This window comes from Streptococcus infantis, assembly GCF_047465525.1.
Taxonomy (GTDB): domain Bacteria; phylum Bacillota; class Bacilli; order Lactobacillales; family Streptococcaceae; genus Streptococcus; species Streptococcus infantis_R.
Genome location: NZ_JASGZS010000012.1, coordinates 33,649 through 55,265, shown reverse-complemented (window position 1 = coordinate 55,265; position 21,617 = coordinate 33,649). Strand labels below are relative to the sequence as shown.

The 21,617-nt window shown below is 35.2% G+C and carries 21 protein-coding genes; all 21 read right to left on the bottom strand.

Annotation, left to right across the window (positions count from 1 at the left end; translation table 11 throughout):
* Positions 1–181: 181 nt before the first annotated feature.
* On the bottom strand, positions 182–940 hold the full coding sequence (locus QM374_RS06100) for a DivIVA domain-containing protein (RefSeq protein WP_311522915.1): 759 nt from the start codon (positions 938–940) through the stop codon (positions 182–184).
* Between the two features lie 9 nt (positions 941–949).
* Positions 950–1,735, bottom strand: coding sequence for an RNA-binding protein (locus QM374_RS06095; RefSeq protein WP_315640765.1), 786 nt, complete (start codon positions 1,733–1,735; stop codon positions 950–952).
* Positions 1,732–1,995: a YggT family protein gene (locus QM374_RS06090; RefSeq protein WP_315640763.1), complete on the bottom strand. Its 264-nt coding sequence runs from the start codon at positions 1,993–1,995 to the stop codon at positions 1,732–1,734. The genes QM374_RS06095 and QM374_RS06090 overlap by 4 nt, the downstream gene beginning before the upstream one ends.
* On the bottom strand, positions 1,995–2,546 hold the full coding sequence (locus tag QM374_RS06085) for a cell division protein SepF (RefSeq protein WP_075231297.1): 552 nt from the start codon (positions 2,544–2,546) through the stop codon (positions 1,995–1,997). Before QM374_RS06085 ends, QM374_RS06090 begins: the two co-directional genes overlap by 1 nt.
* A gap of 9 nt (positions 2,547–2,555) precedes the next feature.
* Positions 2,556–3,227 (bottom strand): YggS family pyridoxal phosphate-dependent enzyme, encoded by a 672-nt coding sequence (locus tag QM374_RS06080; RefSeq protein ID WP_414311178.1) that lies wholly within the window; start codon positions 3,225–3,227, stop codon positions 2,556–2,558.
* A 5-nt stretch (positions 3,228–3,232) separates the two neighbouring features.
* Positions 3,233–4,489, bottom strand: coding sequence for a cell division protein FtsZ (ftsZ, locus tag QM374_RS06075; protein WP_371560000.1), 1,257 nt, complete (start codon positions 4,487–4,489; stop codon positions 3,233–3,235).
* A gap of 17 nt (positions 4,490–4,506) precedes the next feature.
* Positions 4,507–5,880 carry a cell division protein FtsA gene (gene ftsA / locus QM374_RS06070; RefSeq protein ID WP_371560002.1) on the bottom strand — a complete coding sequence of 458 codons (1,374 nt, stop codon included), beginning with the start codon at positions 5,878–5,880 and terminating at the stop codon, positions 4,507–4,509.
* A 528-nt stretch (positions 5,881–6,408) separates the two neighbouring features.
* Positions 6,409–7,263, bottom strand: a complete 855-nt coding sequence (gene rfbD / locus QM374_RS06065; RefSeq protein ID WP_414311177.1) for a dTDP-4-dehydrorhamnose reductase — start codon at positions 7,261–7,263, stop codon at positions 6,409–6,411.
* 66 nt (positions 7,264–7,329) lie between these two features.
* Positions 7,330–8,379 carry a dTDP-glucose 4,6-dehydratase gene (rfbB, locus tag QM374_RS06060; protein WP_414311176.1) on the bottom strand — a complete coding sequence of 350 codons (1,050 nt, stop codon included), beginning with the start codon at positions 8,377–8,379 and terminating at the stop codon, positions 7,330–7,332.
* Positions 8,380–8,391: 12 nt separating this feature from the next.
* Positions 8,392–8,985 carry a dTDP-4-dehydrorhamnose 3,5-epimerase family protein gene (locus QM374_RS06055; protein WP_414311175.1) on the bottom strand — a complete coding sequence of 198 codons (594 nt, stop codon included), beginning with the start codon at positions 8,983–8,985 and terminating at the stop codon, positions 8,392–8,394.
* Complete coding sequence (gene rfbA / locus QM374_RS06050; protein ID WP_414311174.1) at positions 8,986–9,855, bottom strand: glucose-1-phosphate thymidylyltransferase RfbA; 870 nt, start codon at positions 9,853–9,855, stop codon at positions 8,986–8,988. It abuts the gene before it with no gap.
* A 41-nt stretch (positions 9,856–9,896) separates the two neighbouring features.
* Positions 9,897–10,985, bottom strand: coding sequence for a non-hydrolyzing UDP-N-acetylglucosamine 2-epimerase (gene wecB, locus QM374_RS06045; protein WP_049530524.1), 1,089 nt, complete (start codon positions 10,983–10,985; stop codon positions 9,897–9,899).
* A gap of 60 nt (positions 10,986–11,045) precedes the next feature.
* A complete protein-coding gene (locus QM374_RS06040; protein ID WP_342760443.1) occupies positions 11,046–12,491 on the bottom strand; it encodes a flippase in 1,446 nt (481 codons plus the stop codon).
* Positions 12,481–14,415, bottom strand: coding sequence for an HAD-IA family hydrolase (locus tag QM374_RS06035; protein WP_414311173.1), 1,935 nt, complete (start codon positions 14,413–14,415; stop codon positions 12,481–12,483). The genes QM374_RS06040 and QM374_RS06035 overlap by 11 nt, the downstream gene beginning before the upstream one ends.
* Positions 14,416–14,513: 98 nt before the next feature.
* A complete protein-coding gene (locus QM374_RS06030; RefSeq protein ID WP_414311172.1) occupies positions 14,514–15,416 on the bottom strand; it encodes a glycosyltransferase family 2 protein in 903 nt (300 codons plus the stop codon).
* A gap of 7 nt (positions 15,417–15,423) precedes the next feature.
* On the bottom strand, positions 15,424–16,668 hold the full coding sequence (locus tag QM374_RS06025; protein WP_414311171.1) for a polymerase: 1,245 nt from the start codon (positions 16,666–16,668) through the stop codon (positions 15,424–15,426).
* A gap of 18 nt (positions 16,669–16,686) precedes the next feature.
* Positions 16,687–17,784, bottom strand: coding sequence for a glycosyltransferase (locus tag QM374_RS06020; RefSeq protein WP_375555645.1), 1,098 nt, complete (start codon positions 17,782–17,784; stop codon positions 16,687–16,689).
* A 9-nt stretch (positions 17,785–17,793) separates the two neighbouring features.
* Positions 17,794–18,675, bottom strand: coding sequence for a glycosyltransferase (locus QM374_RS06015; RefSeq protein ID WP_049530530.1), 882 nt, complete (start codon positions 18,673–18,675; stop codon positions 17,794–17,796).
* Position 18,676: 1 nt separating this feature from the next.
* Complete coding sequence (locus QM374_RS06010; RefSeq protein ID WP_414289699.1) at positions 18,677–19,501, bottom strand: LicD family protein; 825 nt, start codon at positions 19,499–19,501, stop codon at positions 18,677–18,679.
* A complete protein-coding gene (locus QM374_RS06005) occupies positions 19,498–20,241 on the bottom strand; it encodes a WecB/TagA/CpsF family glycosyltransferase (RefSeq protein ID WP_414311170.1) in 744 nt (247 codons plus the stop codon). Before QM374_RS06005 ends, QM374_RS06010 begins: the two co-directional genes overlap by 4 nt.
* Before the next feature lie 3 nt (positions 20,242–20,244).
* The gene (locus QM374_RS06000; protein ID WP_414311169.1) at positions 20,245–21,615 is read right to left on the bottom strand and encodes a sugar transferase; all 1,371 of its coding nucleotides are present in this window, start codon (positions 21,613–21,615) and stop codon (positions 20,245–20,247) included.
* Positions 21,616–21,617: the final 2 nt, after the last annotated feature.

Here is a 21,617-nt window from a genome sequence, read left to right as displayed (position 1 = left end):
TCTTTCTCCCTCTTTTCCCGTAACGTGGGCAACGTCAAATCCTACTAACTTCAGACTTGATAACTTGAGAGGATAATCTCATCAACAGGGATTGTAGGACTTCCACCATCTCCTACTCGCTGGAAATATGTTTGATTAGATCTTGTTCTCAGATTTTACAATTATAAATGTTGAGAAATTGTTATTCTGAATCCTCTTTAGACTCAGAACTCATTTCATTATTTACTAACGAAGATAAGTCAGATAAAGTTGATTCATCCTGTGCTTCCATCAATTCACGATTAGTTGCTTCTATACGTGCTTGGAGCTCAGCAACCTCTTCAGGTGAAAACTGACGAGTCAAATCATTGGATTCCTCCTCATGAAATGCTGAAATATTTTCCCCCAAAGCCTCTCTAACCACCTCTTTAAAGACTTCATCACTAGTTTGTAAATAAGTTGCTGTTGGACGTAAAATTTCTTCCCAATCAGATGAATCAACGATTGCCAATTGACTTTCAATTGTAGATTTCAAGCGTTGATGGAAGACACGACTCTTATTCTTCAGTTCTTCTGTCTCAATCGCAACCTTCTTAGCATTATCAGTTGCTTGACGTAAAATTTCATTTGCCTTGTACTTAGCTTCATCAAGCAAACGTTGTGATTCCTGTTCAGCATGATGAATGATATTATGAGAGCGTTCAGTAGCTGCTTGTTTAACTCGCTCAGCAGTATCTTGAGCAATTAAAACAGACTGACTCAATGAATCTTTCATCTCATCAAAATAAGACAAACGCTCTTCTAAATTTCTAATTTGTTGCTCTTTATCATGGTTACTTCGAACCAATGTTTCATAGTCTCGAACTACAATATCGAGAAATTCATCAACTTCTTCAGGATCAAAACCTCTAAACTTAGTACTAAAGCTTTTATCCTTAATCTCTAACGATGTAATTGGCATATTTTCCCCTCACTTACTTAATAATAATTGTATTGTCAATTTCTTCTTATCCCTTTTTGTCTGACCATTTTCTCTCAGAACACTAATTCTTCCAAAACGTCTGACACTTACTAAATCACCAATCTTAACTTGATAATCAGATTTTTCAACCAGATGGTAATTTACCTGAACATATTTTCTTTCTAATAACTCAGCTGTCTGAGAGCGAGACAATTTCAGAACATTTGACAAGAAAGCATCCAAGCGCATACTCGGAACTAAAACTTCCTTTTCCTGATAATCACTCTCGGCTTCTACCAATTCTTCAAAGGATTTGACTTCAAGTTTGACAGGTAATCGAGCAATCTTTTGAATCCCATCTTGAAAGAGAGAAGTGAATTTTTGGTCCACAATGATTTGAGCTCTATTTTCTGTTACCAATATATCACCAAATAACTTGCGATCGATTCCCAGACGATTCAGAACAGTTCCTAAAATCTTGGAATGAGTCAATTGGTCAAACTTGCTAGAATAAACAATCTCAAGCAAGTCCATTTCAAAATCCGTCAAAGTCGGTATGAAATAATCTGGTGCAAGTAGTACACGACTATACTCGCTAGCTATAAAATCATTGCTAGAAAAAACTTTAATTCCTTGATGATTGCCCAATGTCTTTAAAATAAAGACCTGATGAGGGTTGATAAAGGGAGTTAAGATGGGAGCGTAGTGCTCCTCAACCTGCCTGAGCCACTCCAAACCTTTATCAATAAAAGGTATATCCTCGACTGAAAAATGCTGATAGATATCTTTTCTCATGCTAGTATATAAAGAAAACGAATGAGATAGTTTCCAACAAGATGAACCAAGATGACAGCCACCCAGACTGAAAAATCTAAACCACCAATACTTAGTGGCAAACGTCTCAGGGGTTGAAGAATCGGTTTGACTAAATTAGTCAACAAACGACCTGCTCTAGTCTCATAGGCAGTTGGAAACCAGGATAAGAGAGCAAACGCTACAAGTATCATAGAATAGATATCTGTAGCGTTTTGAATAAAGCGAACTAGAAATATCATTATCTCACTCGTTTTCTCTTCATATCGAAATCAAACTCTTCACCATGAGTTCCCTCAGGTAAACGAATATCTTCAATGTTAACCACAACTCCTACTGGTGTCAAAAGGTACATGGTATTTGCAACCTTTCTTAATTCACCAGCAAGTACATGACGAGCTCCATCTAAATAGTCTAGACAACGACGCGCTTGTACTTCAGTCATGTATTGGAAATCGATTAAAATACTTTCATTGCCTGCTAGTAAATCAACGATATCCGTTGCATCTTCGTAGCGACGAGGATAACGAACATCAATGGTTACCTTTTCTGTACTACGATGACTCTTCATCGCTAATTCTTGCTGACGAGCATGAAGGCGCGTAATATTTTTTTCCTTTGAATTCACTTGTGAAGGCTGGGGAAGTTGTTGAGCTTGTGGAAGTTCTTCCATGGGGGCAGAAACTGATGTTAGCGTTTTTTCAGGCTTTAATTCAGCAACGTTTGGCGCCACCTCTTCTCCATCTTCAGTGAAATAATCTATAAACTTTTCAAATTTATTTTTTAGTGACATGGTTATTTCCTACTTAAAAAATGCTGTGCCGATTCGAACGAAAGTTGAACCACATTGAATCGCTTCTTCGAAGTCTCGACTCATTCCCATACTGAGTTCTGTCATCGGCATATTGGGGAGATGCTTTTCTTGAATGGTTTTTTGCAATTCTTGCGTTTCTTTAAATATCTCCTGTAACTCTTGACTTGTTGCTTCAAACGGAGCCATGGTCATCAATCCAACGTACTCAATCCGGTCTAATTCTGAAAGTTCTGGTAAGAGGGCTAACAATTCTTCTTTCGAAAAACCGTGCTTACTTTCTTCCTTAGAAATATTTACTTGCAAAAAGCACTTAATCTTGTGGTCTGCTCGTTTTTGAATTTCCTGAGCTAGCTTTAAGGAATCTAAAGCATGAAAATAATCCACATAAGAAATCACTTCCTTGACTTTACGTCTCTGTAAGGTTCCAATCAAATGCCAGGTAAGATTCTTATCACTTAGAGCATGATACTTGTCAAGAAATTTATCAACACGGTTCTCACCAATGTGTTGCACTCCTTGCGAAACCAAAGCTGAGGCTGTTTCAACATCTACATATTTGGTCACCGCAATCACAGAAACCGAGTCGTTTTCACGACCAGCTTCCTGAACTGCATTCGATATCTGTTGAAAAACAAGGTTCGTATTTTCTTTTAAATTCATCTTCATTAACGATTTTTAAAGAATGGTGGTGTTTCCAACTCATCTTCATCCGTAGCTGCTGGAACTTCAAAACGTTCCACTGGAGAAACAACTGGCTCTCCTTGACGAACGATAGCATCGCGTCTCAAGTCCCAGTCACCAAAAGCTGATGCCTTTGGAGCTTCTTGACGACGATAACTTGGAGTTGGAATTTCTGCTGTATCAGCCATATCAAAATTACGATCAAAAGTCTGCGCATGACTAGTTCGAGCAGGTTCGCGGTGTGTTGCTTGGCGTGGTTGAGGAGTTACAACTTTCTCAACTTTATCCTGACGTACTCCTGTCGCAACAACCGTCACGCGGATTTCGTCTTTCATTGTCTCATCAATAGATGTTCCAAGCCAGATGTTAACTCCATGCCCAGCTGCTTGGTTCACAATTTCTGATGCTTCTTCAGCTTCAATCAAAGTCAAGTCCAAACCACCAGTTACGTTAACGATAACATCCTCAGCACCATCAATAGTTGTTTCAAGAAGTGGTGAGTAGATTGCTTTACGAGCAGCTTCTACAACACGTTCTTCACCGCTACCGATACCAATTCCCATAAGGGCGTTACCTTTATTGGCCATAACAGTCTTAACGTCTGCAAAGTCCAAGTTGATCAAACCAGGATTTGTAATCAAATCTGTAATCCCTTGCACACCTTGACGAAGAACGTTATCTGCTTCACTCAATGCTTCAAGAAGTGGAGTCTTCTTGTCAACGATTTCTAGCAAGTTGTTGTTTGAGATAATCAAGAGTGTATCAACATGCTCACGAAGTTCGTTAATCCCTTCGATAGCAAATTGTCCACGTTTGCTTCCTTCAAAACCAAATGGGCGAGTAACAACACCGACTGTCAAAGCACCAAGACTTTTTGCAATACGAGCGATAACTGGTGCAGCACCTGTACCAGAACCACCACCCATACCAGCAGTGATGAAGACCATATCAGCACCGCTGATTGCTTCTGTCAATACTTCTTCGCTTTCTTCCGCAGCTTTACGACCAACTTCAGGTTGACCTCCTGCACCAAGTCCGCGAGTCAATTTAGGGCCGAGCTGAATAACTGTCTCAGCTTTTGTACTGCTCAAAGCTTGTACATCTGTGTTGGCTGCGATAAATTCAACTCCAGAAACGCCTTCGTCAACCATACGGTTGATGGCATTTCCACCACCACCGCCGACACCGATTACTTTAATTACTGCACCTTGTGCTGCTGCTGTATCAAATGAAAATGTCATATTTATATTCCTCTATTTTATTCGTCAAACATGCTTCCAATCAAGCTACGGAAACGATCCGTTAATTTACCTCTGCTCTTTTCTTCCGATTGAAGAGGAGCTACTGGTTCAACAGATTGGTTTGTTTCAGGCTCAGGTGTTGTCACTGTATTAAATACTGGTCGTGGAGAAACAGGTGAAACAGGTTGAGCTGAACTTCTAAAGTCAAGTGGCTGGTGGCTTAAAGCATGTTCCCCTCGAATTGCTCGCTGAGCTAGAACATTCACTTCAGTAAGGCTTCCAGCGAATTCTGACAAGCTAATGACATGGGCAAAAGCAGGATTACGAATCCCAACTTGATTTGGTACGAATAACTTAACACGGACTCCAAATACTTCTTGGGCCAATTCAACGACACCTGGAAGGAGGGCATTTCCACCAATCAAAGCAATACCTCCTGGCAAGTCTAATAGGTGACGTCTTTCCAAATCTTGCTTAATTTGCTCAAAAATGTGCTTAAGTCTTGCCGAAATAATCTCAGCCAAGTATTCTTCAGTCACTTCAACTGGTTCAACTTCACCGATCACTTCAACTTGGAAAGTTTCCTTGCTAGCTAGTGGTGGATAAGCTTCTCCATAGTTCAATTTTAGACCTTCTGCAATTTTCTTAGAAGTCTTGAGAACTTTTGAAATGTCTTTTGTAACATAATCGCCACCCTCTTGGTTGACATTTGTATATTGAAGTTCTTGGTTGCGAATAGTGGCAACCGTCGTTTGGCCACCACCCATGTCGATAACAGTCGCACCAAACTCACGTTCACCTTCATTCAAGACAGAGTGAACCATTGCAAGAGGTGAAATAATCACGTTATCAACTTGAATGCCTACACGCTCTACAGTTTTACGAAGATTATGGAGAATCGTACGTGGGCCAGTGTACAAGAGACCGCGCATTTCCAAACGCACACCCATCATCCCGCGAGGATCACGAATTCCTTGGAATCCATCTACGACAAATTCCTCTGGAATAAAGGTGATAACTTCACGGTCTGGAGTCATACTTTTAGTCAAAGCTGATTTAACAACATTTTCAACATCTTGATCTGTAATTTCTCTTGTATCTGATGTCACCGGAATCATGCCCTGAGTTGGCTCAACTTGTAGCAAATTAGCTGGCAAACCAACGTTTACAGACTTGATTGAAATTCCTGCTTTTTCTTCTGCTTGAGAAATTGCAGACTTAATAGCAGTCGCTGCTGCTTCGATGTCAACGATAATCCCATCTTTGACACCTTTACTTTTGGCATTACTTACGCCAATTACATTTACTTCACCATTTACAAGCTCTGCAACCAACACTTTAATAGAGCTAGTTCCGATATCTAAGCCTGTAAAAAAACCATTCCTAGTCATTACACTGCGTCCTCTCTATCTTACCAGTTTCACACTTCTATTTTTAATAGCTACACCAAGGCATAACTACTCACAGAATATTATAACACAAAAAATACATTCGTGCTCGAATTTTCTAACATTTACGCAAGCTTTTTCTTGAATTTTTATAATTATCCGACGATTTCATCGGTGGGTAAATAAAAAGAAAACGGCTGGGCAAACGCCCCCTTAAAATAAGAAAACGCATAATATCAAATGTTCAAAAAAACTTGATACTATGCGTTTTATAACGGAAAGATTTACTCAATTTTATCTTCAAATTGAGTTTTTACCTCCTCCGCCTTTTTATAAAATTACTGGAAAATTGGTCCTATTTTCCGCAACTGTCCAAAAGAAAATTCTATAAATCTATTTCCTAGTGCGAGTGTCTAGCACACATAGTTCGACTTCTCTAATAAAACTATTTCATCCTTTAGCATGAGTGATAAGGCACTAATCCTAAAATATCTCTAGTTCAAAATATACTTTATAGCAATATTTCAACATTTATTTTTTAAGGTCTTGTTTGTAAAATTCTTTCAAGGCATCTTGCCAAGTTGGGATGACAAATCCAGTAGCTTTAGCTTTAGCCAGACTCATTGTTGAGTTTAGTGGACGTTTAGCTTTGGCAGGAAATTGGCTTGAGTCTACTGGCTTGACTTCGACATCTGTATCCTTCAAAATTTCAACTGCAAAGTCATACCAAGTTGTGTCTTCCGTCGCATCATTTGACAAATGATAATAACCAAATTCCTTGCGATTTTCAGCTAGGAAAGTCATGAACTCGGCCAAGGTACGCGTCCAGGTTGGGCGACCATGTTGATCATTTACAACTGTCAAGGTCTTATGAGTTTTTGCAAGATTTTGCATCGTGAAGACGAAGTTTTTGCCGTAATTTCCAAAAACCCAGGCGGTACGGATAATATAGAAGTTTGAAACGTGTTTTTCTACAAGCTCCTCTCCCATACGCTTAGTACGACCATATTCAGTTTGTGGGTCTGGTCGGTCATCGACTTCCCATTCTTGTCCAACTGGCTTCTTACCATCAAAGACATAATCTGTAGAGATGTAGACTAGAGTTGCTCCATACTTTTCGGATGCTTTTGCGACATTTTCTGTCCCCGTAACATTGATGGCGAAATCCAATTCCTTCCCTTCATCCTCTGCTGCATCAACTGCGGTGTAGGCTGCACAATGGTAAACTAAAGTCGGTTTCACCTCTTCAAAAACCTTCTCAACCATTTCTGCATTGGTAATATCCATCTCAGCCACATCAACCGCAACATATTCTTCATTACGCTCATCCAATAAATAGCGAAGTTCCGTTCCTAATTGGCCATTTGCTCCTGTAATTAAAATCATCTTTCTTCCTTTCAACTGATTCACAATTCTTCGGTATAGCAATAAAAAGCAGAAAGTTTCTGCCTTTTATTTTTCAAGAACCTCTTGTGTTTTAGCGTAGTTGGCTTCAACAGCTTCTTTCTCTGCTTTCCACCATTCTTGGTTATCTGTATACCACTTGATTGTTTCCTTGAGCCCAGCTTCAAAGTTAGTAAATTCAGGTTTCCACCCTAACTCATCACGGAGCTTGCTTGCATCAATAGCATAACGAAGGTCATGTCCTGCACGGTCAGTCACATGATCATAGGCATCCGCAGGTTGTCCCATTTCCTTAAGGATAAGTTCCAAAACTTCCTTGTTGTTTTTCTCGCCATCAGCCCCAATCAAGTAGGTTTCACCAATTCGCCCTTTTGTCAAGATTGTCCAAACACCTGAAGAATGGTCATTGGTATGAATCCAGTCACGAACGTTCTTACCCTCACCGTAAAGTTTTGGCTTAATTCCACTTAGAATGTTGGTAATCTGGCGTGGGATAAATTTTTCAATGTGTTGATAAGGACCATAATTGTTTGAACAGTTAGAAATCGTTGCCTTGACACCAAATGATCGTACCCAGGCTTTGACAATCAAGTCTGAAGCTGCCTTAGTTGATGAGTAAGGAGAGCTTGGATTGTATTTGGTTTCAGCAGTAAATTTCTCACCTGGACCTTCACCATGACCTGGCAAATCCTCACGTAGAGGAAGATCACCATAAACTTCGTCTGTAGACACATGGTGGAAACGAATATCATATTTGCGAGCCGCTTCCAAAAGAGTATAGGTTCCGATGAAGTTGGTATGGATAAATGGTGATGGATCATTCAGCGAATTGTCATTGTGACTTTCCGCTGCATAATGAACGATAGCATCAGCTTGAGCTGCCAATTTGTCTACCACCTCTGCATCAGCAATGTCACCAACAACTAACTCAACACGATCACCTAAAATTTCCTCAATATTAGCGCGGTTTCCAGCATAAGTCAACTTGTCCAAGACTGTCACGTGAACATCTGGAAAATTCTTGTAAACATAATGGACAAAGTTGGATCCGATAAAACCAGCTCCTCCTGTCACGATAATATTTTTGTATTCAGTCATATTCTTTCCTTTTTACAAATCCTCTTTTTTCAAAGGTTTTACATCCTTAAGTAGTGGATGATTTTTATCAGCTTCTGAAACCTCTGCTTCTGCAAGATTTTCCCATTCAATACCAAGGCTCGGATCAGCGTAGTTTACAAAGGCATACTTGGGTTTGAGTTCGAGAGTCCAGTAATCATTGACCAGATAACTATAAGAAACTGTATCTGATAGGACTTGAAAGCCATTGGCCACGCCTCGAGGAACAAAAATTCCCTTGCTAGCATCAATAACCGTCTGATAAGTATTCCCAAAGGTTTCGCCCTCGCGTAGATCAACCCAAGAGCCCAGAACTTTCCCACCATCTGCTACAGAGATGTACTTATCCCATGGTTCTGCGTGCAAACCACGAAGAACATTCTTACGAGAAAAAGAGACGTTGTTTTGTAATTTTCCTTCTGCAAAGAAAGACTCTGGAAATCCAAGTGGAAGCATTTTTTCCTTTTGGAAATTTTCTTTAAACCAGCCACGGTTGTCCCCATGCACAGGGATATCAAACTCCAACATACCTGGAATAGCTTCAACCTTGCGTACTGCAAGTGTCTTACCGAAAAAATTGTCTGTCATCTATGCTTCTCCAATCAAACGGAGCAGATACTGTCCGTATTCATTTTTCTTAAGCGGTTGAGCTAAGGCCAACACATCTTCGCGACTGATATAACCCATGCGGTAAGCAATTTCTTCCAAGTTTGCCACCTGAACATTTTGCATCCGTTGCACTGTTTCGATGTACTGTGAAGCCTCTAGTAAACTTTCATGAGTTCCAGTATCCAGCCAAGCAAAACCACGTCCCATAACCTCAACGGACAAATCTCCACGATCTAGGTAAGCCTTGTTAACGTCTGTAATTTCCAATTCACCACGAGGACTTGGTTTAATACTCTTGGCAATTTCCACTACATCATTATCATAAAAATAGAGTCCTGTAACTGCATAGTTTGAACGAGGGTGTTCTGGTTTTTCTTCGATAGAAATAGCGTTCATATCCTTGTCAAACTCAACCACACCAAAGCGCTCTGGATCCTTCACATGGTAGCCAAACACAGTTGCCCCTGACTCCTTACTTGCTACCTTTTGTAGCATCTTAGAAAGACCAGGCCCATGATAGATATTGTCGCCTAAGATTAGAACAACGCTATCATCACCAATAAACTCTTCCCCAATGATAAAGGATTGTGCCAAACCATCTGGACTAGGTTGCTCTGCATAAGAAAGTTTAATCCCAAACTCAGATCCGTCTTGAAGGAGCTCTTTAAAACGAGGCAAATCTTGAGGAGTTGAGATTATCAAAATATCCCTAATTCCAGCCAACATCAATGTTGAAAGTGGATAGTAAATCATCGGTTTATCATAAACCGGCATAAGTTGTTTTGATGCAGCTCGGGTCAAAGGATATAAACGTGTCCCCGAACCACCTGCTAGAATAATACCTTTCATAGTAGGGTACCTTTCTATATTATTACTTTACCTAGCCTCGCTTAAATTCCGCGTAAAATACGAACTATCTGTTTACTAGCATCACCATTTCCATAAGGATTACTAGCTTGACTCATTTTTTTATATTCTTCGGAATCGTCTAAAAGCATCTTAAAGTTTTGATAAATAGTCTCCTCATCAGTTCCAACCAATTTCAACGTTCCGGCAGCTACTCCTTCAGGTCTTTCTGTCGTATCTCGCATGACCAATACAGGTTTTCCTAAAGAAGGAGCCTCTTCCTGAACTCCTCCTGAATCAGTTAAAATCATATAACTATGATTCATGAAATTATGAAAATCAAGAACATCCAAAGGTTCAATAATCTGAATACGTTCTGTGTCTCCAAAAATTTCCGCAGCTGTTTCACGCACCAAGGGATTTTTATGAATTGGATAAATTACCTTAACATCATCGTATTCATTTAAAACTCGTTTAACAGCTCTAAACATGTGTTTCATAGGTTCTCCGAGATTTTCACGTCTATGAGCAGTTAGTAGAATAAGACGAGTGTCAACGTTTAAATCCAAATCAGGGTGTGTATAATCCTTTTGTACTGTAGTTGTAAGTGCATCAATAACTGTATTTCCAGTTACATAAACATTCTCTCTACCCTCTTTTAAAAGATTTTCTTTAGCCAATTCAGTTGGAGCAAAATGATAATTTGCAATAATAGAAGTCGATTGTCTATTAAATTCTTCTGGGAAGGGACTTTGCAGGTTGTAAGTTCGTAACCCAGCTTCAACATGGCCAACCTTAATTCCAAGATAAAATGCTGCCAAAGCTGCTGCATATGTTGTAGTAGTGTCACCATGAACTAGAACAATATCTGGTTGTTCTTCTTCTAAAACAGGTTTAATTTTTTCTAAAATACTTGTTGTTATAGAGAACAAGGTTTGATTAGCTTTCATTATTTCTAAATCATAGTCTGGTTGAACTCCAAACAATTCCAAAACAGGGCTAACCATCTCCTTGTGTTGACCAGTTACACAAACAACTGTTTCCATATCTGCCTGTTTTTTCAACTCATTCACTAATGGACACATTTTTATCGCTTCTGGACGTGTACCAAAAACTAGCATTATCTTCATGATTTCCTCCTAAATCAATAATTAAATTCTTTATTTGTTTATACATTTCAATTTCTGACCAATTTACTTCTTCTTTGCAAGAAGAGAAAATAATTGAATCGTCACTTCCTCCTTTAATAAAAGCAGAATTACTAAATATAATGAAAAGAAAGCAAAACCTGCTAGCATTAGAGAATAAAATGGTATAGTTATCGTTATCAGCTGATTCAAAATGATTAGTGGTATTGTAGAAACAACTGTTGCAATTATCACATTAACCAAACTCTTTATCGATATATTTGATACTAAATATTCTTTTGAAAAATGTAGTTGTACCATCATCTGCGACAATTCCGCAAAAAGAGTTGCGACAGAAGCACCAATAATTCCAAAATTAGGCATTAACAGTAGATTCAAAATAAGATTAATCACAGCACCAATCGTTACTGCAACCATAAAATATTTTTCTCTATTCATTGGAATCAATATTTGATTTCCTGTAATATTCGAGAAACCAGAAATAAGTAAAATTGGCATAAGTATTTGCATGGCTAAGGTCGCAGGAAGATACTGACTTCCTCCTAGTAATAAGATACTATCTTTCGCCTCTACAATAAAGAATACCATCAATGGAATCGCAATAAAAAATATAACCGCAGATGACTCCTTTAATATTTTTCTAAAATTCGAGGTGTCATTTTTACTAATATAAAATGAAAGTCTCGGTAGCAAAACTGCACTAATAGATGTAATAAGAGAAAGCAAAATCCACTTAACCTTTGATGCCACAGAATAGTATCCCACAGCCTCATTACCATTAATAAAACCGAGCATAACTGTATCTAAATTAGTATAAATATTTACCGCAAGTAATGAGGCAAATAAATACCACATTGGTTTAAAATGATGTTTAAATTGTAAATTTTTATATAATTTAATATTAATGAAATGTCGGCTATGCCATAGATTTAAGATATTTGAACTTAGAGAAGAAAACAATGAAATACTAGCAAAAACAATATAATCCTCTGGCCTTTTCACAAGTAGAAAAATCAATATTAATGATAAAATTTTAAACACTACTGACCGGGTAGTAATATAAGTATATTCTTCCATTCCACTATACAACCAATTTAAGGCAAAAGGAGAAGATAAAATTGTCCCACATGTGAGCAATAAGAGTGAAAATTCTTTATTCAATTGTGTTATAAATATAGTCAAAAGTAATAGTATTGCAGTTGTTATTATAGACATAGCAACGTTTATAATCATTAACTCCTGCACTACCTTTGACAACTTGTCTCTATCATCTCTAACACTTGCTACTGCTTTGATACCATAAGTTGAAATTCCCAGAGAAGCAAGTAAAATACCATAATTCCCTATTGAACTAAAAAATGAAGTTAAACCTATACCAGTTGGATTCAATATTCTAGATATATAAGGAAAAGTGATTAATGGGAAGATGATATTTGATAGCGTCAGGACAATATTTAATAATGCATTCAACTTTATGGATTTATTCCCCATAATTTTTCAACCTCAATTTCAAATCTAAATATTTCAATAAAAATATAACTCTTGTATATAATTCTGGAATAAATAGGAAATTGACACCACCAAACAATCTATAAACGAAATCAACCCAAAGTAGATCGCTTTTCTCTCTTAATAACGTTTTTAAAGATTTTTTCGTAGTCTTAAGAGTTACTATCTCACCAAAATTTTCAACAACTTTTTCTTTTAAAGATTCAGAAAATGATTGTAACTTAGGTATATAAATACATTCTTTTTTTAGCGACATCATTAGCCATAGACTTTTTTGTTCAAAAGGGAGAAACTTCATTTTCTTATAAGCTTCCAAAATTTCTGAAAATCCAAATACTAACTCTTCTTGATAATCTTTAACTGCCTGATAAATACTCACATGTTTCTTATCATCTTCAAGAATGGGAATAATTTCACTATCTTTTTTATATTTCAAAACTGGACCATGATCTGCTACAAAAATATCTTCATAAAATTCAAAATTTCTACTCACAATATCATAAAATTCCGATTTATTTGGATAATCAGAAAATAATAGACCAGTTTTATTCGTTTTATTTTCTACTGAGTAAACATTGAGCATCAATCCTAGATAATAACCTACTATTCTCTTGTCTGGAAGAGCCTTTTTGATACTATCTTGTATCGTTCCTTTCCAACCCACATCGACTAAATATACTTCATTTTGGTTTTTAGTTAAACGTTCTATATAATCACGTAGTAATTGACTGTCTTTTTTCTCTTTATTGAACTTCGTAATGAACTGAGGATGTTTTTTTAATTTCTCTAATAAATGATCGTCTACTGTTAATACATATGTTGGTTTCTCTTTTAAATCTTGACAAATCAATATGATTTCATTATCAGAAAAGTTTAAATTTAACAAGAAATTTTGTAATGTAATTTTTTTATATTGACGAAAAATCATCTCAAATTCTTCATTCTCTAAAGAAGTAAAAGAAGAATATAATGTCGATCGTCTAGAAACATAAAAATATTCTGTACAAATCTTTTGATTTTTCCCCAAAAAAGTATCTTGATATATATCAAAAAGTCTTTTCAATAACTGTCCTTCTCTTGAGCAAAAGAGTGCTATTTGAACATCATCTTGAATCATCTTTTTATGCAATTTCGAAATAAAGAATACGATGTCAGCTAAAAAAATATTAAACGGTGCTTTTTTACTGTTAGAAAATAAAATTTGATTATAGAGTCTTACCAACTCTTTCTCTGCTACCGTTGTATTTTTATCTATGTATTGTCTATAAATAGCATTTAATCCTAGAGAACGCGGTACTTCATAATCAGATTTATAATTATCTCCTATCATGGTAATGTCTATAGGATTTAAGCCTAATTCTTTTAAAATTAACTTATATAAATTTCCTGTAGATTTACGGCAAGCTTTCTCACTCGAAATATAGATAGAAGAGAAATAATCAAAAATTTCAAACTTTTTTAATACAGTTTCTATTAATTCTTTATCAGTATAAAAATCAGAAACTAGGATAATCTGTTTTGAATCACTTTTCAATCTTTTTAAAACTTCTTTAATTTCCGAATCCAAGTAAATATGTTGTAATTCAATTTTCAACTCTAGAGTTTTAGCTCTATGAATAAACTCTTCTTTTGATATAATTTTTATCTTATCTTTAATTTTATCGTAAATTCCAGACAAAAGATCTAGATAACACATTTCTTCAGTGCCTAACTCTTTATCGTTTTCGACACTTTTTCTAACCTTGTATAATATTGCAGGAGATACATCAAAATTCAGCTCCAAAGCCATTTCCTTAGCCCACTGATACAAAGTTTGCTCAGGATGACAATTCCTATGTACAACAGTATCAAAAAAATCAAATGCGACTATTTTTGTTTTTATTTGAGATATATCAAACACTTCCATGTTTCACCTAACTATTTTAAATTATGATCCTATAATGACCACTCTCTTTGCTTATTTAATCTAATTACCTTAGTGCATCTACAGTTATAAGCAGTAACTTATTCGTTTATGAAAATAAATGGGTAGGATGGATCAATTCTATTAAATACACCATCTAAATAATATTTATACTTTCTTTTAGAACAATCCCTTCTCGAGAAGCAATGATAAAGTTGTTGCATGAATAAATAGATCAAGAAAACAGTATACCTTAGTTTACTATTTACATTTCTACGAACAAATACAACTCTATTTCTCGCCATTAAATATTCTTGAAGTCCATTGACCGCTTTTATAGAGACCGAACCTTTATGATAAACATAACTTTGAGTAAGACATATATTCTTATAGCCTAACTTTTTAGCTCTATAACACCATTCAGTTTCTTCATAAAATAGAAAATAGCTTTCCGGTATATATCCAATAATTTTCAAGATAGAGGTTTTGAACATCAAACACGCTCCCCCAATATAGTCACTTTCGATTTTAGAAGGAAGTTTGTCTCTCTGAGCACCATGATTTTTTAAAGTTACAATTCCTCTATTAATAAAAATATCACCACCTGTAGATTGTACCAAGTTATTATTTTTATATTCAACTAACACTGGACTAACAAAAGCAACAGAGGAATTATCTTCTAGTTCTCGTTTACACGATTCCAAAAAATCAACTTCAATTAGTGTATCATTGTTTAATATACAAATGTAATCATATCCATTATCCTCAGCATACTTTATTCCAATATTGTTCCCATTCGCATATCCTCTATTTTCTAAACTAGTAATAATCTTAATAGGGGATAGCGCCCTGGATAACTCTTTGACACTATCGTTAACCGAATTATTATCTACAATCACGATGTCATACTCATTTGATTTTATAGTACTTCTCAAACTTTGTACACATTCAATCGTATCTTCATAATTATTATAATTGAGAATAACTATACATACTTTATCCATTATACACCTAATTTTCTATGTCATTTTTTAGCCTATAGTCATAGTAGAATATTAATGCTAGAACAATTGCCAATGAGAAACTTCTCTGCGCTCCAAAGATATTTAAAGAAATTGAAGTAATTATTAAATTAGTTAAGAGTGCAATAAAAAAGGCTCGGTCAACTCTATATTTATCATTTGACATTCTTAGAATTAAATTAATTATCTTATAAAATATATAACCATACATAAAAATTGCAGCCACACCAAATTGAACAAATAACTCTAAAAAACCTAAATCATCTAGATACATCTTAACAGCACTTGGCCCAGCCAAAATAAAATTACTATTTATATTACTTGATGTTAGAATTCCAACCCCAAGTTTCCATACATCATTAGCTAATAAACCAAGATAGTATTTCAACTCCCAGTATCTAAATCCTAATCCCATATCAAATGATCCAGTGTCGATATTTAAATATGCTTTAATATAATCCAATCCACCTCCATAAACGAATACTATAATTACAGTTATAAAACTTAAAGAGGTGAGCAATCTAGAAGTTCTTCTAGAATATACAAACATGAGAAAAATTGAAATCAAAACAGAAACCAGTAGCATCCTTGTCTGATTTACAAATGTTATATACATTAATATCGAGAATAAATAATAAAAGTATTTCCTATTTCCAAATTTAAAATAGAAAAAAGTGGAGATTAACAAACCTATTATAATTAATGGTGTTCCATCTATTCGTACAGAAAATTCATTTCGATACCACAAATCTCCGAATTCTCTTAAAATAGATGGAAATAGTTCAAATTGAAATACTGTATATAAAAACCATGTGAATGCTCTAATCCCAAGAGAAAACATAAAAATATTGAGTGTATTATCTAAAATTTTTCTCATGTTTTCTTGTTTGTTCTTAAAAAGGTAAATCAATACAAAAAATAGAAAAATCCATATATATTGTCGGGATGCCAAAAAAATATTACTCACACTATAATTATAAAGAGTTTTAGCTCTTGATATCTCGTATATAATACATATAGATAAAAAAGTACCATAGATAAAAGCTGATTTAGAAATTCTTTTAGCATTAACAATCAGTATAGGAATCATTAAAAATAAGAGTGCAATAGATAAAATAGTTAATAAGTTTCTGTGCCAATATAAGTTGAGGGAAAACATAAGAAACATTCCCACTGATAGCATCACTGTAAAATAGTATAGAATCTCTATAAATTCAAACTTCTGTCTCTTCATTCATCTCTCCACAAAAAATTACAACTGATTAATCAGCTGATGAATCATCTCCGCTCTTTTTTCCCAAGTATTACTTTTCAAAAAATCTTCTCTAGCTATACTGTCATATTTCAAATTATTATTTTCAATCAATTGCACCAGATTCATTTGGTAATCTGAATAATTTGAATACATGTATACAAATGGTTCAAATCTCAGAATTTCCTTATAACATACCGTAAGTATATTTTTGCTAAAGTTAATATATTCATATAACTTAACCGGATCCACTGCTTCAACAATATCATTAATTTGAAACGGCATAATAAGAACATCTGCATTCTCAATATACTGATAAATCTTCTCGTGTGGTACACTTCCTAAATAATGAATTCTATCATGTTCAGGAATAACAGCTTTGCTAATCGGACCAATCAACTTATATTCAATATTATCAAAATCTTCTAAACTTCGTAAAATGATATCAAAATCAAACCAATGACTGATAGTTCCAACATATGCAAGTACAAGCTTTTGGTTATTCTTTTTATGCTGAGTAGGAATGCTTAAGATTTTACCATTATAACCATTTCTAACCACCACTATTTTATCAACCTGTTCTTCCAAGTTATAATCAGAAATAATATTTTCTCTTAATTTCTCACTCGAAACTAAGATTAAATTAGCTCTATTGACCAGTTTCTCTTCTAAATCCTTTAATCGCTGGCGTTCTTCTCTATCTTCTATAAAAGCCACATGATAATCCATACAATCATATATTATTTTTTGTTCTGAATTGTCTACAAGAGATGCAAACTGCATTGGATTTGTCAAATATACATATTCTGGTTTAAAAGCCTTAACTTTTCTTCGAATATTCCAAGCAACAATTTTATCATTCAGTTGCTTTAGTTTAGGTGACCTATTAACAAAAGGTAGGGCATAAATACGTGATATATTTGTAATATTAGTATTTCTATCCTCAGTCAACCCTTTTCTATTATACCAATAGCGATACAGAACTAGTATCTCATAAAAATTAGATAAGCTTTCTGCAATAAATTGTGGACGCTGTTTTATCCAATTCCAATCAACATTTGTCACATATAAAATTTTTTTCATCATTTTTTTATTCATTTTTAATAATTACCGACTAATTTTATTTTTCTCCATTAAAGTTAAAAAATAACTAGTGGATTCAAAGTTGCATTTGTTTGAAAACAAAGTTTTTTCTACTAAGTTTGTATAAACCTGATTAGTTGCAACATTTTGATGGTGCAATACTTTAATCTTCGGTGTGTAAATTCTCTTGTATCCTTTTAATTCAGCTTCATAATCTAATATCTCTGTTTCATAGTAGAAGAAGGTGTTAGGGTTAAAAGCATACTCCTCTTTTTCGATAAAATCTCTCGAATATACAATAAACGAACCATGAAGAATTGGATTTTCTACCTGTTTTCTATAGTCTACTGATCCTTTTTTACGTCTATTTTGATAGATTGCTGTTCGAAGAGCTTTACTAGCTTTCAACCAACATTTGATTTTTAAAGCTAGACTAACTTGGCTCCCTTTTTTAAATTTTTCATTTAGAGCTTTAACTTCTTCATAAGTATAATGTGTCAACCGTTTTGGGTTTTGGTGAAGTTGGTAAGTAGTCGAGAAGATATCTGGCCCGAGCAAATGGAATTTCTCCTCACTATAGATATCTGTCACGATTTTTTCAAAATCTTCTGTTTCTATCTCAATATCGTTATTCATGATAACCATGAAATCGGGGTTATACTTTTCCTTAGCAAATTGATAAGCTACATTATTTCCACGAGCAAAACCAGCATTTTCATGGTTAATCAAAACATCAATTTCTGAATCTGATTCATAAAGCTCTTGTAGTTTTTCACCAGTACCATTATTAGAGAAATTATCAATAATAACGATTTGCTTTGCATTAGAATTGCCTTCTTTTATAGATTTAACACAAGAAATAGTTTCTTCTAAGACTTTGTAATGCAAAATAATATAACAAAACAAATTAGTGTCCTCCTAAATGCGATTTCTTTTCATCATCACTAGGCTCTTCGTGAAGATAGTTTTCTCCGTAAAGTCTTTTAAGGTAGCGGTCATACTCCGTTGGAACTTTAAAAAAGGTATCCTCAAAAGGCTTCTCTACTCCTTCTCCCCAAATCTCTACCGGCATAACTTCTTTAGCAAATAAAGAAGCATTGATAGTCCCAGCATACTGCTGCTTTTTCCAATCATACTTTTTATAGAGATTATCTAAACGTCTGTATACAGAATTTTGAGGAAATAGTTTTGCAAATCCTAGTTTTTTAAAGAAACCAATAATTAGTTTTTGCTTAGCGGAATGCATATCCACATGGTCGCCAACATAGGTTGTTCCTAAACTTGCTAAAAAACGATACCAGTATACTTTACCAAAGTAAAGCTTTCTTAAAAACGAATGATTTGGGGCACCGTCCAAAGGAATGATATCAATCAAATGCAATCCTAAATTTGTATTTCGTGGCAAGCCCAAACGTTTTCTTTCATTTTCCAAAAGGAATAGGCGAGGAAAGTAACAATGCAAAGTGTCGCAATATTGATAAGCAAGAACCTGATATTTGCCTGCGATAATTCTATCCTTAAAAATTTCCGGAAGTCTATCGTAGCCTTCACGAGGTACTGCGATATCCATATCGTCATCCCATGGAATAAAGCCATCGTATTTGACTGCCCCAAGTACACTACCTCCACGGAGGAAAAAGTCTATATTATTCTCTTTACAAATTTTTTGAAACTCTTTTATAGCATCTAATTCAACTTGCTGAATCAATTTTACCATTTCTGTTTGGTTCAATATTTTACACCTCTTTTTGCTTTTAAAACTTTTCCTATGAATGAAACATTCCCTACAAAATAACGCTTAAAGAGGCGTTTAGGCTCATTTGCTACACGAAACAACCACTCAAGGTTTGACTTTTGCATCCATAGAGGTGCTCGTTGGATATGACCAGACAAGACATCAAAACTACCACCAACTCCCATAAATACCGAATTGACACCGTTATCCATAATTTTTTGAATAATATATTCTTTTTTAGGAGACGTAATACCAACAAACACAAAATCAGGGTTCTTTTCACGAATATCTTCTTGAATATCTTGCTCATCATCTGCAGAAAAATAACCATTTCTGTGTCCAACAACTATCAAATTAGGATAATCATTCTTAAATGCTTTGAGCATATCTTGCAAAACCTCTTCTTTTGCTCCAAAAAAGTAAACGGAATACCCTTTATTATTAGACAACTCTAAAAGAGATTGCATCAAATCAATCCCTGCCACTCGTTCAGGAACAGGTGTTCCTAAAAACTTACTTGCAAGAACAACGGAAGCGCCGTCGGCATTTATGATTCCTGAGTCATTAACAATTTTTTTGATTTTCTCATCTGTATGGCACTGATTAATTTTATCAGCATTAACTCCCATTAAGTGTAATGCTCTTTTCCCCAGTACGTATTGTTCAACAGCATCCACTGTTTCCCTCATCGTAAGAGGATCAATGTTAATACCTAAAAGTTTGATTCTATTTGTCATCCCTCACTTCGCTCCATCTCTCATCAACACAACTTTTACAGTTTTTAACAATATTTCAAAATCTTTCCAGATGGTCCAACCATCAATATAAGCCACATCCAGTTTTACAACATCATCGAAGTTTGTGATTGCACTGCGACCACTAATTTGCCACAAACCTGTAATACCAGGTTTAAAGCTGAGACGACGTTTTTGCTCAGGTGTGTACTTTTCATACTCATCTACGGTTGGTGGGCGTGTGCCTACCAAACTCATATCTCCAATCAAAACATTCCAAAATTGTGGCAATTCATCCAAGCTTGTCTTTCGAATAAAGTGTCCAATCTTGGTCACTCGAGGATCGTTATCCATCTTAAACATCCCACCTTGCATGGTGTTTTGCTCCATCAATTGATCCTTGATGTCTTCTGCATCAATACACATTGATCTAAATTTATAAAAGGTAAAATGTCGACCATTTTTCCCGATACGAGTTTGAGCAAAAATAGCTGGTCCACCATCTTTACGAATCAAGGGGACCAAAAATAGACTAGCAATTCCACAAAGGAGCAACCCAACAATAGCTCCACAAATATCAAGGATTCGTTTGGCAATTATATGACTAGGATTGTAAAAGTTTGTAGAAAATGTCACCACATTCAAACCTGCCATCCCATGGATTTGTTTATCTCGACCTAAACTTTTATCGAAAGTATTTAAGTTAACTGTTACATCAATCCCCATTATTTCAAACTGAGAAATAACAGTCTCGATATCATAGTCCTCACTTGGAAGATTGACAAAAACTTCATCCACCACTCCATGCGTGGCATAAGAAAGCAACTGTTCCCTCGGCACAACAGCGATCTTATCATGAGTAAACTCTGGCATGTCTAAAACGCTTACTGCAACGATTCTCCCTGGAACATCATTAGCTGTTAATAATCGATCCAATACTTTTTCGGTACGTGATATCGCCGTAATCAATAAAATATTACGACTTCCCTTCACATTATGTTTGAAGATTCTCCAATATCTCTTCACAAAGAAACTGAGTAGATAATTCAAGACACTGTACAAGGAAAGCAAGTATACCATTCCACGCCTTGAAATTACAAACTTTTCTTTCAAGAAAAAACTTGAAAAACTAATCAGCAGAGCATAAAAGATAATATATTTAATTGTTTCTACTAACTCAACATACTGGCCTCGTTTAAAAAAATCCTTACCGTATCCACTGATATAGAAGGCGACAAAGTGAAGAAAAAACAGAACAAATACTGTATTTAAAACAATGTCAGTTTCTGAAATTGCAATCAGTACATAAGCTAATAAACTAACAAGTATACTCTGCAAGAGTGCCAGAGTTATATTGTAGAAACCTCTTCCTTCCATAC

What these genes read in the sequence shown, in the direction of transcription:
- QM374_RS06030 (WP_414311172.1), bottom strand. Translation starts at nt 15,416, where the DNA reads ATGGATAAAGTATGTATAGTTATTCTCAATTATAATAATTATGAAGAT.
- QM374_RS06025 (WP_414311171.1), bottom strand. Translation starts at nt 16,668, where the DNA reads ATGAAGAGACAGAAGTTTGAATTTATAGAGATTCTATACTATTTTACA.
- QM374_RS06085 (WP_075231297.1), bottom strand. Translation starts at nt 2,546, where the DNA reads ATGTCACTAAAAAATAAATTTGAAAAGTTTATAGATTATTTCACTGAA.
- QM374_RS06000 (WP_414311169.1), bottom strand. Translation starts at nt 21,615, where the DNA reads ATGGAAGGAAGAGGTTTCTACAATATAACTCTGGCACTCTTGCAGAGT.
- rfbD (WP_414311177.1), bottom strand. Translation starts at nt 7,263, where the DNA reads ATGATTTTAATTACAGGAGCAAATGGCCAATTAGGAACGGAACTTCGC.
- QM374_RS06100 (WP_311522915.1), bottom strand. Translation starts at nt 940, where the DNA reads ATGCCAATTACATCGTTAGAGATTAAGGATAAAAGCTTTAGTACTAAG.
- QM374_RS06090 (WP_315640763.1), bottom strand. Translation starts at nt 1,995, where the DNA reads ATGATATTTCTAGTTCGCTTTATTCAAAACGCTACAGATATCTATTCT.
- QM374_RS06020 (WP_375555645.1), bottom strand. Translation starts at nt 17,784, where the DNA reads ATGAATAAAAAAATGATGAAAAAAATTTTATATGTGACAAATGTTGAT.
- rfbB (WP_414311176.1), bottom strand. Translation starts at nt 8,379, where the DNA reads ATGACTGAATACAAAAATATTATCGTGACAGGAGGAGCTGGTTTTATC.
- QM374_RS06035 (WP_414311173.1), bottom strand. Translation starts at nt 14,415, where the DNA reads ATGGAAGTGTTTGATATATCTCAAATAAAAACAAAAATAGTCGCATTT.
- QM374_RS06040 (WP_342760443.1), bottom strand. Translation starts at nt 12,491, where the DNA reads ATGGGGAATAAATCCATAAAGTTGAATGCATTATTAAATATTGTCCTG.
- ftsZ (WP_371560000.1), bottom strand. Translation starts at nt 4,489, where the DNA reads ATGACATTTTCATTTGATACAGCAGCAGCACAAGGTGCAGTAATTAAA.
- QM374_RS06095 (WP_315640765.1), bottom strand. Translation starts at nt 1,735, where the DNA reads ATGAGAAAAGATATCTATCAGCATTTTTCAGTCGAGGATATACCTTTT.
- QM374_RS06080 (WP_414311178.1), bottom strand. Translation starts at nt 3,227, where the DNA reads ATGAATTTAAAAGAAAATACGAACCTTGTTTTTCAACAGATATCGAAT.
- rfbA (WP_414311174.1), bottom strand. Translation starts at nt 9,855, where the DNA reads ATGAAAGGTATTATTCTAGCAGGTGGTTCGGGGACACGTTTATATCCT.
- QM374_RS06055 (WP_414311175.1), bottom strand. Translation starts at nt 8,985, where the DNA reads ATGACAGACAATTTTTTCGGTAAGACACTTGCAGTACGCAAGGTTGAA.
- ftsA (WP_371560002.1), bottom strand. Translation starts at nt 5,880, where the DNA reads ATGACTAGGAATGGTTTTTTTACAGGCTTAGATATCGGAACTAGCTCT.
- QM374_RS06005 (WP_414311170.1), bottom strand. Translation starts at nt 20,241, where the DNA reads ATGACAAATAGAATCAAACTTTTAGGTATTAACATTGATCCTCTTACG.